Genomic DNA, 19232 nt, shown 5'->3' on the forward strand with positions numbered 1-19232 from the left:
AAGGCGCCCATATGTCCGTCCATGAGACTCAGCGCACCTTGGCGCTGTCGGCTCTTTCCGCCCGTCCGCCCGTCCGCCCTGCCAACCGGTTCTGGTACAAAGTGGTCAAGTTCTGGTACAAAGTGGTCAATCATACGATTTTGTGGTCATTAACACCGCCGAAAATGACCACTCTGTCGCAGTATTGACCACTTTATTGCAGTACCGACCACTCTGTCGCAGCAGTGACCACTTTTACCAGCAGAGTTGCGAATCCCAATAATCGCAGTCCGCCAAGCACCGTTTTGTTTCCCATTACCCGGCATATCGGCTATAATGGAAGGTAATAGGGTACATACATCGGTGTGCATGCAGTGAATTGGGCATAACCCTTCAGTTTGTACCAATACTAGGATTATGAAAGTACACATGTTGAAGACGTCAAAGGCAACCAAGGCAACCAGGCGAGGCACGATACCGGCCGCATTCGCGGCAGTGGTGCTGATGCTGGCTTCGCTGCTGCTGCCACAGACCGCGACGTTCGCCACCTCGGCCTCGCCGCAAGACGACACATGCGTCATCGGCGCCAGCACTATCGCCGAATGCTTCCCCGATTCCCTGCTGGCCTCTTCAGTGGCAAACGCGGCCAGCGATGGCGGGCATAACGTCACCACCTCCAGCCCTTTCACAGCAGACATCGTCAAGCGCGTCGTCAACCTCGACATCGCCTTCAACGGCTTGACGAGCCTCTCGGGAATCGAGCATCTCACCAATCTGACCTCGCTGTTCATACCCTCAAGCCAGCTTCGGGACCTGACCCCTCTCAAGGGCTTGCACAAACTCGCCAATCTCACCATCGACAACAGCCCCAACATCCGCCTTGCCGACATTGCCGGCCTCTACCCCGTGGAAACGCTCAGCCTTTCCAACGACAATATCGACAGCGACTCGAGGGCGCTGCCGAATCTTTCCCAATTATTCAATCTCTATAGCTTGGATCTCAGCAACAACGCCATCAGCGACATCACCCCGCTGAGTGGGCTCAGGCAGTTGATGACGCTGAATATGGCCGATAACGACCTCAGCGACATCAGCGTGCTGAGCGGCCTCAAGCAGCTGTACCGTATGAATCTTTCCAACGACGATGCTGTAGCAAACGGTCACGGCAACGCCATCAGCGACCTCACCCCGCTGGGTGACCTCCCTCTGTTAGTGGAGTTCAGCATCATCAACCAGCGCGCCGCTACTACCAGCAACACTGCCGGCACCGTGAGCCTGCCGACGGCCAAATCGACGGACGGCACTTTCATCGCGCCGCAGGCCGGCAGCATACAGCCCAATACCGGCTCTTACAATCCGTCTACCGGGCAGGTGACATGGGCCGGGCTGAAGCTCGGAGACAAAGCGTCGTTCTCGGTGTTCGCCAAGGATTTCCCTAACTGCCCCAAGGGCTGCACGGTCTACAGCGGCACGATTTCCACGACCATCACCCAGCCTACCGAAACCGAAAGCCTGGCCCCCAACCTGAACAAAAAGGCCATTGACCCGGTTCCCGACCCCGAGAAGCCGAAAGAGCCGCACCGTCCTTCCCACAAGCCGACCACGCCGACGGACCCTACACCGGATCCGGATCCAGATCCCGACCCCACTCCAGTGCCCACGGATAATTCTTCGCAATCAGACACGTCGAAGCAATCTCGAAAAAGGAACGGCCGGACCCGTGCAGCGTCCGAGCAGCAACGTCCACGCGGCTCGATATCGAAGACCGGGGCCGCAGTAGCGACGGTGGCCATAGCAGCGATTGCGCTTGCAGGTCTCGGCATTGCCGCCTATACCTTGGCCCGACGCCACAGACATTGAATGCAGTAGTGTCTGTTGCCGGTTTGCTGCAGCGTTAGCAAGCATCGTTGGCTGGCATCGTAAGCAAGTATCATTAACCGGCGCCGTTAAACCGGCACCGTTGGCAGGTACCTTGAGGTGGCATCATTAGTCGGCATCATTGCCGCGTATTCGGCGTCTTCGATACCGTCTTCGGCATTGTCACGTATTAAATATCTTTGCCATCAGCTTCGGCATCATTGCCCGTACTCGGTATCATCTTCGATATCGCCTTCAGTACCATCTTCGGCGCAACGTCGCATCGACCGAATTCGTCACAGGTATGCCTGACAGCACTGATAACGCCTATTCACCAGTGCAACCAAGCAACAGCGTCAACGCCCGGCCCTAATGCCGTGCGAACCTTGCTTTACCTGGCGTGCACGATGATTTTTGACGATGGCAGCGGACGCCAGCCCCATGACCGTCAGAGCCAATCCCGTCGCAACCCCGGCAATGGTGCCCATAACGTGCTTGCCGAAATCATCCGGATAGGAGGTATCCAACGAATAATCCCTCACTCCGGAAACTAGCAAACGGTGATCGTTGACCCCGTAGGGGGTGCAGGTCATCAGCGTGACCCTGTCGACGCCGGGCTCGATTTTGAGCTTGCTTTCGTCATCTGGCTTGATGACATTGATGCGGTCGACCCTATAGCCCATCTTTCTGCCGGCTACGTTGAGGTAAAACACGTCTTTTTTGTTCATCTCGTCAAGTCGGGTGAACATCATCGCCGTGGTCATGCCAGTGTGCGCGGCAATGACGGCATGGGTCGAGGGACCGCCCACGGGCAGGGAGCTACCATACAGATGCCCTGCACCGATATCAAGAGTGCTCATTGCAGTGCCGTGATAGATACGTAAATCAACGTGGATTTTGGGGACAATGACCGTGCCCATGATGCCGCTATCATAATGCAACAGACTCATATAACGCTTGTCGCCCATTGCGACCGAGTCTTCTTTGGCCTGCTTGCGCGCCACCGCCGGATCGCTGGAAGTATCCGGATCAAGGGAACCCATCACCGGCTGACCGTAGGTGGCAAGGTCACGATTGTATTGTTCGGCCTGCGCCAAAATCTCGCGGCCATGCGGGTCTTTGGCCATGTGCCGAGAAAGCTCATCACTGGCTTTCGCCTGTTGAAATGACGTCACGCCTCGCGCGGCGAACGGATAGCCGACAATGACGACACCGACCAGCAGCAACAGCACCGCGATCGTTTTCATGCCAGCAAGCAGCCAATCCACCGATTTCGAACCGTTGCCTTGCGGCTGGGCGTTCCCCCGAATCAACGAGGAAAAAGACGAGGCCATGCCTCCTCGATCGACATTGCCAACCCTACCATTCAGTTGGTTATCGACCTTCGGACGCATGGCCTCATATCTCCAATTAATTCATTAATTGTGGTCAGTACACGTTACCGTGCCATCGTACCTTGCGCACGCGAACGCTGGACATGACGGATGCCGAAGTACAGCGCCAACGCGATAGCGATCAGCAAAGCACCCAACACCACGCGCATCACGATGCCCACCATACCAGTTGCCGGCAGCTCGGTAAGTGACTTGATATTCAGCACGTGAAGCTTATTGGAATTATTATCTACAGCGCCAGGCGTGGTCACCAATCCGTAGTCATCGCCAGTCACTGTATAGGTGTACTTAGCCTGATCAGGGTGATTGTCCTTATCAGGAACCGTGTGTTTCACCTCAACAGTGAACTTGAAACCAGCAGGAATCATGTATCCTTTAGGAGTTTCCCTCTCGACAAAGGTATATTTCCCATCGGCAAGACCATTAATCACGAATGATTTGCCGTCAGAAGTAACGATATTATCAACTCCTGTTTTGCCACCAAGCAATGGCTCATGATAATAATCCGTTGTACCGTTGCTTTTGCCAGTGTCTTTAACGAATAACAACGCGTTGCCCTGTTCTGTGTCGCCTTTATAAACTTGGAACTTGACACCGCCCAGCTGCGCACCGATATCATTCGATATCTTGTCCACTTTAATGGAACCCGAGAAGAAATAAACATGGTTACGAGGAGTGCGAACCCAGTTGCAGCAGTCTCCAGTTCCATACATACTGTAAACCGTGTTTTTATTGCCATTTCCATCCAGTTCGGCATCTTCATTGAGCACTACTGAGTAATCGATTGTGACTGTCTTCCCGCCTGCTGACCAATCCTTCTGAGCGATTTTGTTGTTGATATATTTCGACAAATCAAAGACGAGCGTTGCCTGCTTTATTGGATCGCCAGTAAAATCCGTCGAAGTCGGGCTAACATCATCACCACAAATCTTTGGCTCATTAGGCTCGGTGTCTCCCTGTTGTGCAGAACAGCTAGCAGATTTGTTGGAATTAGAAGCCTGGCTGGCAGAGCTGGCCGAGGCGGCAGGGCTAGCGGGGGTGGAGGAGGTGGGGGAGGAAGGTTTATATGCCTTCAACAAGTAGTCCGCACCTGGACCTTCCTGAAGAGGGACGCCTCCGACTTTCACAGTGAACTTAGAAGCGTCAGGATAATAAGTCAAACTAGGAGACAGAATATCCACAATCCAGAAATGGAAAGAGTCGGGAGCACCTGTATAACCTGTATAAATAGGTATCTCACTACTAATAGTGTAATGGACATAATCGCCAATATTGTAGCTTGTTTGTTCCACTTTCTTATCGGTCTTAATGTCGGGAGCCTTGACATTAATCTCCGATGAACCGGAACCCGGAATTCCCTTCACCTCAGTACTAACAAGCATAGGAATAGACTCCGGCTTCTTCTCTACATTTGAAGTATCTACTCCATCAGCGGTAGTAGTTACATCGAGGATTAGATAAATACCGTTGGGAATATTGAACGTTACATCTGTGGCCTGGTCGCCTCCAACCACTTGAATGGTCTTTGGATCTGTATCTAACTCACTCTTTATCACCTTGTCAAGAGTTACAGCATTCTGGCCATCCGGCGGAACCTTCGTATTGAGAAGTTCCGTCACGAAATCACGCACTTCTCCGGTATATTGCCCTGTCAGTTCCTTACCTTTGTCTGAAGCCAGCCCCCACTGCGTGGCAAGCCACGCCATAGGATCAGCCTCATTCACGGTTTTGCCCGGAGCGGCTGTTGCCTTCGCTGCCGAGACAATAGCCGCTTTGAGATCAGCATTATCGCGAATGGTAGAAACGCCATATTTGCCCTCCGCGCTATTCACCCCGACATAGTCAGCGAGTTTCAAAGCCCTAAACTTGTGACCACCAATCGCCTCTTTTTTGCCCTTAAGTTTGAGAGCCACAATCGGCTGAGGCCCTGGCAGTTCAGTCGCCGAAGCGCTCACGGCACCGGCGGCCATGGTGGCGACGCCGACCACGCATGCAATCGCAGAAGCGAACAATCGCCTCATCTTTGTTTTTTTCATTGTGTTTCCCTTTCATATCTCTTATTTGAGAGTTTTGGAAATATTGTTTTACGAGGCCGAAACCGGGCACGCGTTCCATTGCGCACCGAGGTCCGAGCCGTTCATGAACGTTTACGGCACAGCGGCCTGTCCATGGATACAAGCGATTAGTTTCCGAACGTTTACCAACATCTCACTCATCCCCCCGCCTATGCTGCGCGGTCACGCGGGAACCAGCCAGTACACGTTCCCTGATCGCAATCACGCTCAAAACTACGGCGCCCGCAAGCAGCACCATGAGCCACCACCATGTGGTGACGGCGGAAGACAAACGCGAAGTGGAGCTCGCAGCACTGTCAACGTTGTCGCAATACGGCAACGCCTCACTGCGCGTACCGAACCAGGCCGACTGCTGCGCCATGTTCAATACCGTTCCGTCACGAGACAGGCACTTTGGCTTCTGCTCATGACTCCGCGAACTGCCATCAGCGCGACGATCACCCTGCTGAGATGTACCGTTGCTTCCGTTCGCCGAGCGACCGGAGTTTGCCTGCGACCCGTTCTGCGAATTTCCCGACGTACGCGGCGAGGAAGCCTGGCCGCGAGACGAGGAGTGAGCCAACGCGTCAAGGTCGATCACGCCGTCATCCACGACGTTTCCGGAGTCGGCGGTCGTTGACGAATGGTCGACGCCGACCTTCTGCCAGCGCGCATACAGCGTATTGACACCGGGACGCATATTGAGACGCACACCCGGCTTGTACACGCCATCGGCGTCCCGGCTCTTGGCCCAGCCTTCGAATGTATAGCCGGATACCTTGTAGCCGTTGGACTTCAGGGCACGCTTGCTGTATTGGAAGCCGCTATTCGCCGGCACCTTTGCGCTGAACACGTCATCGGACACGGAACCGGTGGCCGCCGCTCCCTCAGGGGTATTGGCGTCATAGCGCACGACATACTGGGCATCGACCGAAGGACCATGGCTGCTGCCGGACCCGGTGCGAACCCACTGGGCGTACAGTACGACTTTCTCGCCGCGACTGACCGAAATCGAGTCGCCGGAAGCGTAGGCGTGGCCCGGGTTGCCGGCCGAGTCCCGTCCGCCATCCCAAACCGTGTTCCAACCGGCGAAACGGTAGCCCGCGATCGCGGGATTCGACGCAGGAATCGTCTGCGGCATACCTGCGACATCGGCGCCGCTGACCGTGATGTCATCGGGCAAGCTACCACTCAGTTCACCGGAGGCATCGTCGGGAAGGTTCGGATCGAAACTGATCGTCCCCTGCTCCTGCCACACATAGGTCTGGGCGGGATCGCCGCTTGCTCCCGTACCCGGGGCGCGGGCGGCGAGCTGCGCATTGGCGCTGGAGTCACTGGTGTCGTTGCTGGTCCACGCGTTGTCGCTGCTGGTCCACCGACCGGTATATCCCTTGCTCTTCAAGGGCTCGGCGCCGAAGAACTCAGGGGTAAGCCTCGTCTTGGGGCCCACCACGATCTTGTTCAGGTATTCCGGCAGCACGCGGCAGGTGCCGCTGTCCGATCCTACCGTCCCTGCGGCGCACGCGGCCACGTCGGCGGCATTGCTCGCTTTGGCCACGACATGCGTGGTGTCCCAAGTCGAAAGGTCCAAGGAAGTGATCGAAGTGCCCTGGAACATATAGGTCATGCTCGTCACCTTGGAGGTGTCCCAGCCGGTGACGTCGATCTTCTTCAGATTGTCGTCGCCACCGAACATATCCCACATCGCGGTGACATTGCCGGTCTTCCAGTGTTCGACGTCATTGAGATCGGTGCGTTTGCGGTTGCGCTGGAACATTCCCGCCATGGATTCGACCTTGGAGGTATCCCAAGAGTCCATGCCGCTGATACCGCTCAATGCCGTGTCATAGCGGAACATACCCTCCATATTGCGCACCTCTCCGGTGTTCCAACCGGAAAGATCGCCATTGCCAAGGGAGGTCAGCGCGCCATCCAAGTAGAACATATAGGAGACATCGGTCACACCGGCGGTGTTCCAATTCGGGTTCGTGCCGTCCAACCCCCTAACCCGGCCAAGCGACCTGTCGCCGGCGAACATCGCACGCATCGACGTGGCCGAGTCGGTCTTCCATTGCGACAGATCAAGCGAGGTAAGCCCGTCTAGTCCCATAAACATACGGTCGAATGCCTTGACCTGGCTTACATCCCATTTGCCAACATGGTCGAAAACGGTATTGTCCATGCCAATCGGCGCGGCTGCCGCACCTTGTTCCGCGTCATCGCGTACCGGCAGCGAAGACACCTTGTCGTACATGGAGAACATGCTTTCCATATTCTCCACCTTGCCGGTGTCCCAACCCGTAGCGGGATCCATGCCATCAATCGTCGTCAATTTCCTGTCTTCGGCGAACATCTGCGACATATCGGTCACCTTGCCGGTGTTCCAACCCGAAAGATTCAGGTCCTGCAACGCGCTGTCCCCGGCGAACATACCGGACATGTCGGCGACGTCGCCGGTTTTCCAAGCCGACAGATCCAGATGCTCCAATGCGGCCGCGCCACGGAACATCGATTTCATCGAAACGCCCTCGGCCCCGGCAGCCACAGGTTTCAGACCTTCCAGCCCCTTGATTTCCGTCAATGTCGAATCGCCTTCAAACACGCTCGACATGTCGGCGACGGCGGAAGCCTCCCAACCGGAACAATCAACGGAGCGCAACGCCTTGTCTCCGGCGAACATATGGGCCATATCGGTCAAAGCGCCGACGTTCCATCCGGCAAGAACCACACCGGTCAAGGCGGTATCGCCAGCGAACATCATGGACGTCTTTTTCGCCGCGACGCCGGTCCAACCGGAACAATCAACGGTCGTAAGCTTCGGGTCATTACGGAACATCTGCGAGAAATCACCGTCGGTCCCGCTCAAGTCAAAGTTACCCGGGTTGTCCATTTGCAAGGACTCAAGATTGGGCAACGCCGAGAACAGCCCGGCAACATTGCCGGTCAGACGGGTTTGGCCATCCGCATTCGCTATATGGATTTCGACAATCTGGCCGCGCAATGGGCTTCCCTGCGCCCAAGGAACGACGGCGGAACCGTTGACCAGCCCGGCACTCACCGTGACGACGCAACCAGAGCCACTATCAGCCGACGACCATGAAGCCGAGCCCGACGATGAATCCCATTGCCCGGAATCGCCGCAGGTCGAGTTCACACCTTGAGTATGGACGGCCGGGGCCGGTGTGGTTGCGGCATTCGCATGGTTTTGTGAGTCTTGGGAATCCTGAGAATCCTGAGCGGTAGTGCTCCCATCCCGATTATCCTCATCACCGCTTGAAGCAACACTGTCATCATCGGCATTCGGCTGCGAAGCGGCATCGGTCTGACCGGAAACGGAAACCCCCTGCCCATCAGAGGCATCCGATGTGTTCGAACTTTGGGCGGCGGACACGCTCCCATCAGTCTCATCCGCGTAAGCGAGACCAGGGCATACGAACAGGGCAAGCGCGGTGGCCGCGCCCACCAGTGCTCTCCGCCACTGCCTCATTCTCGCCCTTTCTCAAATTCAAAAGCCGTATGCCGCCGTTGCCACGAAATCAAGTTGTCACAATCAATTCACGACAAACATAAAACCTTTTTCATTTGTGTTCAAAACACATCGCGTGCTTCTATTTTGATTATAATCACATCATTCAATAATGTAATATCCAGTTATTCACTTTTGATAAGTCTTTACATTTAAGAAAAAAACTGTGACCGCCTCCACATTGTACGCAAACAGTGCTTCGCCGAGACAACACCTTTGCCTTCTTCAATAACAATAGCGTAAAACGCTGTCATAGAGCCGTTTTGTGCATACATAAAAGACCGAAAACCGGGCAAGACATCGACTTCGGCAAAAGAAACAGTGGCTCTTTTGTCGGTAAATACCACCATTGCCCTTCGTTTACCCAAGACTATATATCTCAAAAAATGCCGCCAATATGTGATGACAATCACACTCAAATAATCGAATTGCAAAAAACGTTGAACGAATATTTGTAAAACGATTACAAATCAACGATTTTCAAAACAGCTCTCTAGCGCAGACGCACATTCCCGCGGCAAGACGGAGAAGTGCGATAGCCTTGCACCTTAAAATAACGCCTCCCGAGCCGCACTTCTCACTTTCAGCTTCTGCCGTGGGCACCGACGCCCGTCCGAATAACTCGTCGGCCCCGCCAACGCCACCGGCATCGCCGCACTGCGAATACATCCACGGAAACATATTATAGAAGAGTAATTTTTATCACATTTGTTCATACATTCCGATATTCTTATCTGTTGTTTGCTCTGAAGTTATGCGTGGTCGGCATAGTTGTGATCGCGCTCCTTACAGACCACGCCGCAGCTGTAAGCGGCTCCTTCTAAAGAAAGAAGCGTAGGAATCGCCATGAAACGGAACACCCATAAGACGCTATTGCGCAGATCGCTCATCACCGGCATTGCGGTGGCATTAAGCGCAGCGATGCTCGCGCCAACGGCCTCAGCGGCCAACCAATCAGCGATGTTCAGCACCGGTCAACCTCCGGGTCAGACCGCAAGCACCGCATCATCGCAGCAACCGAACCAAACGAAACCTTCAGCGTCAGACCAACAAACGCAGTCAAACGACTCCTCCGTCCAAACACCGTCATCCGCATCGGCAACGAAGCCGAATTCAGCCACCACGGACGTGCAAGGCAATTCTTCAGCCCCCGCAGCACAACAATCAGAGCATCCGGCAAAGCAGACAACGCCGTCCAAGCAAACCACGACGCAGAACGTATCGAAGCAAGCCGATTCACAGCAAACAGCCACACCTGAAAACGCACCCCAAGCCGGCAACTGCGCCATCGGCCAGAGCACCATCGCCCAGTGCTTCCCCGACCCGAACCTCGCCAAGGCCATCGCCGCACAGGAAAAGGCCCGAACCACTTCCACATTCACCCAGTACATGGTCGACCACACCACCAAGCTTGACCTGAAGGGCAAATCCATCAGCTCGATCGAGGGCCTGCAGCTCTTCACCAACCTCGGTCACGGCATCAAGCCAAAGGCACAGACCATAGTCCGAGGCGGCTCCACCGGAGATATCAACCCGGCTGCCACCGAACTCGATCTCAGCGGCAACGACCTCACCGACGTCAGCTCTCTTGCCGGCCTCACCAATCTTCAAACACTTAATCTGAGCAACAACCGAATCAGCGACATCGCACCGCTCGCCGGACTGACCAACCTCACATTGCTGGGCCTGAGCCACAACCAGCTCATCGACCGACCTCTCGACAACGGCTTCAACAATAACGATTCGGCGAACAGGCTCGACCCCTTGGCCCACCTCACCAAGCTGGAAAGCCTCGACCTGAGCTTTAACAAATTGACGGCCATGCCTTTCGTCGATAACAGCAACCACTTCATCAGCGCTTTCGCGCCGCTCAGTCATCTCCCTCTCAACCGGCTGAACCTCAGCCACAACCAAATCAACGAACCCGGCACGGAATCCTCCACCGATTCCAACGCCAATCCCTTCTCCTCCATGCGAAACCTGGGGTACCTTGACCTCAGCCAAAACCGCATCGGACGCATCGAATTCCTGAACGCGCTCGGCGGCTCAGAAGGCAATCCACCACTCTACTACCTCAACCTCAACCACAATCGCCTGCAAGACGAGCCAAACGACAACTGGGCCCCGGCAGTACTTGCCCCGCTCACTCACCTCACCAATCTGTCAGAACTGGGACTTGGCTTCAACCGCACATACGACCTAAGCCCGCTGGCCAAATTGACCGATCTTCACGAGCTCAATCTCACGGGGACCCAATCCGAAGACCTCACCGCGCTGGCCGGACTCACACAACTGAACCAGCTGTATCTCGGAACCGGTGACCTCACCAACAATCATCGCAGCAATTACATCAATCCAAATACTCCAGGAGGGTTCTACTGGGGAAGCGTCTATGACGACGGAACATGGGACGGCTTTAACTCCTGCTCGAACACAGGTGATTGCACGTCCTTCCAATCCCAACCGTTGAGTGATATCACCCCACTGAAAAACCTTACGAATCTTGGAACGCTTTACCTGAATAACAGCGCCGTCACCGATCTGACAGCACTGGCAGGACTCAACGGCCTCTGCCAGCTCGACCTCAGCAGCGACCTCCAAAACGGCGAGAACGTCGGAAAACTCGTCGATGTCACGCCGCTCGGCACGCTCAACAATCTCGGAGACCTCAATCTGTACGGCAACCACATCACCGACATCACCGCGCTGTCGCACCTTCAGAACCTACGAAACATCGACGCGTCCTATAACGAGATCCGCACCTTGCCGTCACTGGAAAAGATGGGCTCTGCCTATACCGATTTCTATTTCGCATACAACCAAATCAACCATATTGCGACACCTTCAACTACTGTCCGCTCCTTGGGAAGCCTGAACTTGGCGCACAACCAAATCCGGGATATTACGCCGCTCGCACAATATAGCGGTTTCCGAATCCTGGATCTGAGCTTGAACCAAATCAGCAACGTCGAAGGACTCGCGCGCCCCAAGATCTCCGACGAACTCAGACTCAACAACAACCGCATCTTCGACATATCTCCCATGCCAAGCAATATCGGCATCAGAACGTTGAGGCTTGCCAACAACCACATCAGAGACATCGCAGCACTACGCGCCATGCCCAATCTCACTTTCGTCAGTCTTGCCAACAACCAAATCAGCGACATCACACCGCTCGCATCGACTAAGCAACTGACATCGCTGGATTTGACGAGCAACGTCGTTCACGACATCACACCGCTCAAGGGTCTGACCGAACTGCATGATTTGAAGCTTTCCAGCAATTGCATCAGCGACACCACGCCACTTGCCGGACTCAGCAAAGTGGGATTGGTGGACCTCGAGAACCAGAAAATCTCATTGCCGGACGCGGTTGCCACGGCGACCATGACCCTTGAATCGGCCAAAGGCCCGGATGGCACACATCTGCAGCCCACAACGATCACACCCGCCTCAGGCGTCTATGACGCGACCACTGGGCTGGTGAGCTGGACACAGCTCGACGGGGTCAAGAGCATCGGTCTTGAGTTCAGCCAGATGATACCAGTAGGCAACTTCGCAAGCACCTTCAGCGGCACCATCTCACAGAAAATCGACAATTCCGGCAACGGAAATTCAGGCAGCACCACGCCATCGACCCACACCGTCACGTTCGACTCGACCGGTGGCAGCGCCATAAATCAGGAAACCATCAACGACGGCGGCAAAGCCACCGAGCCGAACAAGCCGACACGAGACGGCTTTGTCTTCGATTGCTGGCAGATCAAGATCAACGGCAAGCTGGTCGACTACGACTTCAGCAAACCGGTCACAGGTGACATCACGCTCTACGCCAAGTGGACGCGTACCTACACCGTCACCTTTGACACAGACGGCGGCACGTCGATAGACCCGCAAACCATCGTCTCCGGGAAAAACGCCACCGCTCCCAAAGAGCCGACACGTAACGGATACCTGTTCCAGAAGTGGCAGATCGATCAAGACGGCAAGCTCGTCGACTACGACTTCAATACGCCGGTGACCGGCAACATCACGTTGCACGCGCTTTGGACCAAGCTGCAGGGCTGCGTCATCGATCACACCAGCATCGCCGAATGCTTCCCTGACCGCCGACTGGCCGGTGCCGTCGCAAAAGCCCAAGGGAATCGCGCTATCACCGTCGCTTCGACGTTCACGCAGACGATGATCGACAAGACGACGGCGCTCAGTTTCATCGGCGACCCCGACCACCATATCGGAATCAAAGACCTGACCGGTCTGGATCGGCTTGTCAATCTGACGCACCTCAATCTTGACACCAACCTGATCACCGACATCACATCCGTCGGCAACCTGCACAAACTGGCATGGCTGAACCTCTCCAACAACCGCATCAGCGACATCACACCCATCGGCAACCTGCACAAACTGGCATGGCTGAACCTCTCGCGCAACCGCATCAGCGACATCTCGCCGCTGGCCAACCTCGGCACCGGAAACTCTGCTGCAAGAACGTTGGCAAGGCGAGCGACGGCTTTGACTCTCGGAACCCAATCGCCGGCCATGCCATCACTGCCGATCATCGGTTCACAGGCCGATGAAGAGCCTCAGCTTGGCGAGCTCAATCTGGCCGATAATGAAATTGTGGATGCAACCGCACTTTCCGGCTTGACCTCGCTGACCACGTTGGACCTCTCCGGTAATCAGATCAGCGATATCAGCCCGCTCAGCGATCTGCAAAATCTGACCAAGCTGAATATTGCTAATAACAAGGTCACCGATATCAGCCCACTCTCCGGCCTGTCCAAGCTCACCTCGCTCAACATCGACGACAACCAGATCGAGAACGTCAAACCGCTCGCCGCATTGAACGGGTTGACCAATCTGAGCCTAAGCGGAAACCACATCGACGACACCAAGCCGCTGACCGGACTGTCTGGTCTCACGACGTTCGATCTGAAGAACCAGAGCCTGAGCGTCACGGTGGAATCCCTGTCGCCGGCGACCATCGACCTGCCGACCATGAACAGGGTCGACTCCGCCAACGCCACCTGCGCGCCCACCGGATGCTCGGTCTCCGTCGCCGCGATGCAAAAATCCAGCGGATACCGTGCGGTGGTGAACTATCCGAAGAATATTAAGGAAGGAACGCTCAGCTTCGACGAAACCGGAGCGCTGGGGAGCGCGACCGGCGTCATCAGCGGCATCATCACGCTGAAGCTCTCCAAATCCGGAGAGGCCGACGGGTCCAAGCCCACGCAACCGGGCACAGGCCAGCCGGGCCAACAGCCCCAGAAACCGGAGTCTCACCCATCAGCACCCGACAGGCACAACGACGGCACCCATTCGCAGCAGGACAAGGGGCATGCAGCCCAAGGCATCGCCTCCACGGGAAGCACGGTGGCAGCCATGGCGATAGCGGCCGCAACGTTGTTCGTCGCGGGACTGTCGCTGACGATCGTGCGGCACCGTTACACCCCACGGCACAAACCGATGACGCTCGGTAGATAACCGGACGATTGGCCTATTCCGGCCAAATACCTCGGAGACGAAGGCAATCCCACCCATTTATCGCTTTCGTTTCCGGGGTTTAACCCCGTTCCGCAGACCTACCCCGCGAACCCAGGCCACCAACAACGCCACCAACAACGCCACCAACAATAGGGAGGAGAGCCATATCCAGCAGCGAACCGCAAGACTTCACAACCCATGCGCTTTCCCGCCATATCGGCCTTCCGACCGGGCAAAGCACGAAGATATCTCCAACCGATCACCGAGACATCGTTTGATGCACAATCACCGATAACTCAATAATCAGATACCATCCAATATTCGGTAGTTGAGCCACGTAGACGTGGACTCCGTAACCGAACTCAAAGAAGACAACAGAAGAGCAAAGAGGACACCATGGACGCCAGACACGCCACCAGAAAACCGCATTCCCACAAAATCGTCATCGCAGCGATAGCCGCCATAACCGGCCTGGCCATGCTCATCCCGACCGGGGCGCAGGCCATGCAGCCACAGGCCGTGCCGCAGACGCCGCAGGCCGAGCAGACCACGCAGGTCCGGTCCCAAGCGAAAGCACCCGTCCAGGCCCGAAAGACGCAGAACACGGCGGCATTGAAACGGACCCCCACCCCGTTGGATTACAACTGCACCATCGGCACCAGCACCATCGCCGAATGCTTCCCCGACCCAGTACTCGCGGCTGACATCGCCCAAAAAGAATCAACCACCATCAGCGCAGCATTCACCCAAGCTATGATCGACCATACCACCCAACTAAATCTTGGTCATCGGCTCGTTTCACCAACCATCAGCAATCTTCAAGGCATCGAAGAGTTCACCAACCTCACCGAGCTCGACCTCGCGTACAACAAGGTCAGCGACCTCACACCAGTGAAAGGACTCACCAACCTCACCAAGCTCTACCTCTCAAACGACAAGGTCAGCGACCTCACACCAGTGAAAGGACTCACCAACCTCACCGAGCTCGACCTTGCCGGCAACAAGGTCAGCGACCTCACACCAGTGAAAGGACTCACCAACCTCACCAAGCTCTACCTCACAGATGACAAGGTCAGTGACCTCACACCACTCGCCAACCTCACCAACCTCACCAAGCTCTACCTAACCGGTAACCAAGTAAGCGACCTCACCCCACTCAAAGGTCTCATCAACCTCACCTACCTCGACCTCTCATTCAGCCAGGTCCGCGATCTCACACCACTCGCCAACCTCACCAACCTCACCAACCTCGACCTTACATATATCGAGGTCAGTGACCTCACGCCACTCGCCAACCTCACCAACCTCACCAAACTCGTCCTCGATATGGATCAGGTCAGTGACCTCACGCCACTCACCAACCTCACCAACCTCACCAGACTCGGCCTCAACTACAATCAGGTCAGTGACCTCACGCCACTCACCAACCTCACCAACCTCACCAACCTCGACCTTAGGAACCAGAAGTTAGAACTTCAGCAGGCGACCTCATGGCCGATGACGATCGAGACCGCGAAGGCGGCCGACGGCAGCCACATCACCCCCACGCTGAATCCCGCAGCCGGAACATACAACTCTTCCACGGGCATAGCTTCATGGACGCAGCAGCAGATGAATGGCAAGGACACCGCTAAACTCACTTTCAGCCAAAATGTCACCATCGGCACAAAGACAACCCTGTTCTCCGGCCAAATCACCCGTAAGCCGGCAGCACCGCAAGTGACCCACACGGTCACCTTCGACCCCAACAACGGCAACGCCGCCACCACGACCGAGGTTAACGACGGCGACCCTGTAGCCAAGCCGACAACCGACCCGACACGAGCACACTACACATTCAAGGGATGGCAAATTACCCGTGACGGCACAACCACCGACTACGACTTCGACGCCCCGGTCACCGCCGACCTCACCCTCACCGCCAAGTGGGAGCAAATCACCCACACCGTCACCTTCGACCCTAACGACGGCGAGACCGCCACCACGGCCGAGGTGAACGACGGCGAGACCGTAGCCAAGCCGACAACCGACCCGACACGGGCACACTACACGTTCAAGGGATGGCAAATTACCCGTGACGGCACAACCACCGACTACGACTTCGACGCCCCGGTCACCGCCGACCTCACCCTCACCGCCAAGTGGGAGCAAATCACCCACACCGTCACCTTCGACCCTAACGACGGCGAGACCGCCACCACGGCCGAGGTGAACGACGGCGAGACCGTAGCCAAGCCGACAACCGACCCGACACGGGCACACTACACGTTCAAGGGATGGCAAATTACCCGTGACGGCACAGCCACCGACTACGACTTCGACGCCCCCGTCACCGCAGACCTCACCCTCACCGCCAAGTGGGAGCAAATCACCCACACGGTCACCTTCGATACCGGCACGGACGCCAGCACCCTCGACCCGATGACCGTCAACGACGGCGACCCCGTCGGCACGGTCACGAACCCGACCCGCGAGCACTACACGTTCAAGGGATGGCAGACCAAGACGGGCGAGACCTACACCGACTACGACCTCAATACCCCGGTCACCGGCGACCTCACCCTCTACGCCAAGTGGGAACGCGACCCGGATCCGACGCCAGATCCAACGCCGACGCCAGACCCGACTCCAACTCCAACTCCTGATCCGGCACCGACGCCGACCCCTGCGCCAACGCCCGACCCTACGCCAACTCCTACGCCTACTCCGACACCAGCACCCAAGCCAGAGCAGCACAAGAAGGACCACCCGAAGACCGATTCGAAGCCAAAGACCGAGACTGCCACGAAACCCCAGTCCGTTCTGGCCCGCACCGGTAACGTCGTGATTCCTGCCGTTCTGACGGCCGTAGCCCTCCTGCTCCCGGGATTGGCAATCGCCGTCACCGCCCGCACCAAGAAGCGGAGCGAGTAATCCTAGTAAGTCCCCGCTCTCGCCGTCACGCTGCGTCACTTCGATGACGAGGTCGGAGACTTCAGCACGTATCAGCATAAGGTCGGCGGATACGGAACAGAGATCAGCAGTAAACAGCTATTCTCAGTCCCGCAGCTGCCGACCTATATTTTTTTCCATCAACCTTCACGGACGTATGGTCATACCGCTACCGTGAACGCTAACATTCTTATATACCGCCAATTCTGCCCACAATAATGTGACGCAGGACACATTTTTTCGTCCGAAATCCCTACAATGAAATAGTGAGCATTCGGGGCATCGGCCCGCGAAACCGAAAGGAATGACTATGAAAGCTGTTCGTATTTATGGCAAAGAAGACGTACGCGTCGAAGACATCGACATCGCCGATCCGAAGCCGAACCAAGTGCAAATCAAGGTGAAGGACTGCGGCATCTGCGGTTCCGACCTTCACGCCTATTCGGTGGCCTGGGGCCTGCCCACGCAGCCGCACCCGCTGACCGGCAAGACCGTACCGATCACGCTGGGACATGAGTTCTCCGGCGAGGTCGTCAAGGTCGGCAGCGCGGTTACCGATTTCAAGGTCGGCGACGGCATCGCCGTAGAGCCGCTGATCGCATGCGGCAAATGCGCCAACTGCCGCTCGGGCAACTACAACTTCTGCGACAAGGTCGTGGCAGAAGACGGCGCCGGCAACTTCCTCGGCTTCTCCGAAGACGGCGGCATGGCGGAATATGCCAATATCGATGACGTTTTCGCACATCACCTGCCCGAAGGCCTGGATTACGAGCTGGGCGCTATTTGCGAGCCCACCTCCGTCTCCTTCGAAGGCATCAAGCGCTCCGGACTGCGCGTCGGCCAGACCGTCGCAGTGCTCGGCGCAGGCCCGATCGGCCTGACCACCGCTATCTTGGCCCGCATCGCCGGCGCACCCCGCGTCTACATCTCCGACGTCTCCGACGTGCGTCTGGACATGGCCCGCAAGCTCGGCTTCACCGACGTGCTGAACCCGACCAAGGACGACGTCAACGCCGTCATCCGCAAGGATTGCCCCGACGGAGTGGACGTTTCCTTCGAGTGCGGCGGCGTGCAGGCCACGTTCGACACCGCTTTGCAGGTCACCCGCCGCAACGGCACCGTGCAGCTCGTCGCGCTCGGCAAGCCGCTGAACGTCAACTTCACCGATGACGTGATCATGCAGGGCTTCACCATCACCACGACGCTTGCCTACGAGAACTGCTTCGACACGGTACTCGGCATCATCGCCGCCAACAAGGAGCAGTTCAAGCCGCTCATCACCAAGAAGCTCGGCCTCGATGACGCCATCGAAGGCATCAAGGCCCTGGCCACCGACAAGAGCCAGGTCAAGGTGATGATCGACCCGGCGCTCTGAAGCCCGCCAGCCACCGGTTTGGATGAGTAAGTCATATAGCATTCCTCGCCTCACCGTCCAAACCGGCTTGCAACCCATCGCGGCGGCCTGCGTCTCCTTATTTATAACTATGGGAAACGCAGACCGCCGCTTTTGTATATTCGGGTACAGCAGTACAGCAACAGGCGACCTCACCAACATCCTTGCCGTCGGTTTGCAGCCACAACCGCATCCAAGTGCATAGCGAGAAGTAAAATTGTTAATTATAATGCTCAATCCATATCTGAGATTGCCGAACGAGCACTGTAATTAACAAAATGAAGAACAGCGTCTCTGCCTATGACAATCAAGGCATCTTACCTACTGTTGGTTTGAACGGACTCGGCAGCATCGGTCTCGATACAAGCGGAGCCATCAACATTTTTCTCCGTCAGGTCATCGGTGACCAAGGTCTGTCCTTCCGCCCCAAGCGCGACGCAGTAAACGCACGTGCCCGGTACGAAGCTGAACACCATATCGGCAAGACCTTCAACTCCGCAAACGCGCCTACGCAAGAACTCGACAACGCTTAAAGCAATTGCGATTGATGTATCTGCAACATTCACGAAATTTATTTTATATTTATCAATATAAGACTTGGAACCACA

At 56.2% G+C, this 19232-nt stretch carries 9 protein-coding genes; 5 read left to right on the forward strand and 4 right to left on the reverse strand.

Features of this window, described 5'->3' with window-relative positions; genetic code table 11:
- The first annotated feature begins 396 nt into the window (after nucleotides 1-396).
- On the forward strand, nucleotides 397-1839 hold the full coding sequence (locus tag OZX64_RS08370; RefSeq protein ID WP_277172661.1) for a hypothetical protein: 1443 nt from the start codon (nucleotides 397-399) through the stop codon (nucleotides 1837-1839).
- 353 nt (nucleotides 1840-2192) lie between these two features.
- On the opposite strand, the gene OZX64_RS08375 is transcribed toward OZX64_RS08370, so the two are convergent.
- The 4 genes from OZX64_RS08375 to OZX64_RS08390 all read right to left on the reverse strand — a co-directional run bounded on the left by OZX64_RS08375 (nucleotide 2193) and on the right by OZX64_RS08390 (nucleotide 9781).
- The gene (locus OZX64_RS08375) at nucleotides 2193-3170 is read right to left on the reverse strand and encodes a class C sortase (RefSeq protein WP_277172663.1); all 978 of its coding nucleotides are present in this window, start codon (nucleotides 3168-3170) and stop codon (nucleotides 2193-2195) included.
- A gap of 104 nt (nucleotides 3171-3274) precedes the next feature.
- The gene (locus tag OZX64_RS08380; RefSeq protein WP_277172665.1) at nucleotides 3275-5266 is read right to left on the reverse strand and encodes a SpaA isopeptide-forming pilin-related protein; all 1992 of its coding nucleotides are present in this window, start codon (nucleotides 5264-5266) and stop codon (nucleotides 3275-3277) included.
- Between the two features lie 172 nt (nucleotides 5267-5438).
- Entirely contained in the window at nucleotides 5439-8771 is a 3333-nt protein-coding gene (locus OZX64_RS08385) for a BspA family leucine-rich repeat surface protein (protein WP_277172667.1), read from the reverse strand.
- 791 nt (nucleotides 8772-9562) lie between these two features.
- The gene (locus tag OZX64_RS08390) at nucleotides 9563-9781 is read right to left on the reverse strand and encodes a hypothetical protein (RefSeq protein ID WP_277172670.1); all 219 of its coding nucleotides are present in this window, start codon (nucleotides 9779-9781) and stop codon (nucleotides 9563-9565) included.
- A gap of 157 nt (nucleotides 9782-9938) precedes the next feature.
- Between OZX64_RS08390 and OZX64_RS08395 the strand changes: the two genes are divergently transcribed.
- The 4 genes from OZX64_RS08395 (at nucleotide 9939) to OZX64_RS08410 (ending at nucleotide 19157) form a co-directional block, all read left to right on the forward strand.
- Nucleotides 9939-14300, forward strand: a complete 4362-nt coding sequence (locus OZX64_RS08395; protein WP_277172674.1) for a leucine-rich repeat domain-containing protein — start codon at nucleotides 9939-9941, stop codon at nucleotides 14298-14300.
- A gap of 396 nt (nucleotides 14301-14696) precedes the next feature.
- Complete coding sequence (locus tag OZX64_RS08400) at nucleotides 14697-17213, forward strand: InlB B-repeat-containing protein (protein WP_277172677.1); 2517 nt, start codon at nucleotides 14697-14699, stop codon at nucleotides 17211-17213.
- Nucleotides 17214-17541: 328 nt separating this feature from the next.
- Nucleotides 17542-18606, forward strand: coding sequence for a 2,3-butanediol dehydrogenase (locus OZX64_RS08405; RefSeq protein ID WP_277156470.1), 1065 nt, complete (start codon nucleotides 17542-17544; stop codon nucleotides 18604-18606).
- 296 nt (nucleotides 18607-18902) lie between these two features.
- Complete coding sequence (locus OZX64_RS08410; protein ID WP_277172680.1) at nucleotides 18903-19157, forward strand: type II toxin-antitoxin system antitoxin, RelB/DinJ family; 255 nt, start codon at nucleotides 18903-18905, stop codon at nucleotides 19155-19157.
- Nucleotides 19158-19232 lie beyond the last annotated feature (75 nt).

The sequence above is a fragment of the Bifidobacterium sp. ESL0704 genome (assembly GCF_029392075.1).
In the GTDB taxonomy this organism is placed as follows: Bacteria; Actinomycetota; Actinomycetes; order Actinomycetales; family Bifidobacteriaceae; genus Bifidobacterium.

What these genes read in the sequence shown, in the direction of transcription:
- OZX64_RS08370 (WP_277172661.1), top strand. Translation starts at nt 397, where the DNA reads ATGAAAGTACACATGTTGAAGACGTCAAAGGCAACCAAGGCAACCAGG.
- OZX64_RS08375 (WP_277172663.1), bottom strand. Translation starts at nt 3,170, where the DNA reads ATGGCCTCGTCTTTTTCCTCGTTGATTCGGGGGAACGCCCAGCCGCAA.
- OZX64_RS08380 (WP_277172665.1), bottom strand. Translation starts at nt 5,266, where the DNA reads ATGAAAAAAACAAAGATGAGGCGATTGTTCGCTTCTGCGATTGCATGC.
- OZX64_RS08385 (WP_277172667.1), bottom strand. Translation starts at nt 8,771, where the DNA reads ATGAGGCAGTGGCGGAGAGCACTGGTGGGCGCGGCCACCGCGCTTGCC.
- OZX64_RS08400 (WP_277172677.1), top strand. Translation starts at nt 14,697, where the DNA reads ATGGACGCCAGACACGCCACCAGAAAACCGCATTCCCACAAAATCGTC.
- OZX64_RS08405 (WP_277156470.1), top strand. Translation starts at nt 17,542, where the DNA reads ATGAAAGCTGTTCGTATTTATGGCAAAGAAGACGTACGCGTCGAAGAC.
- OZX64_RS08410 (WP_277172680.1), top strand. Translation starts at nt 18,903, where the DNA reads ATGAAGAACAGCGTCTCTGCCTATGACAATCAAGGCATCTTACCTACT.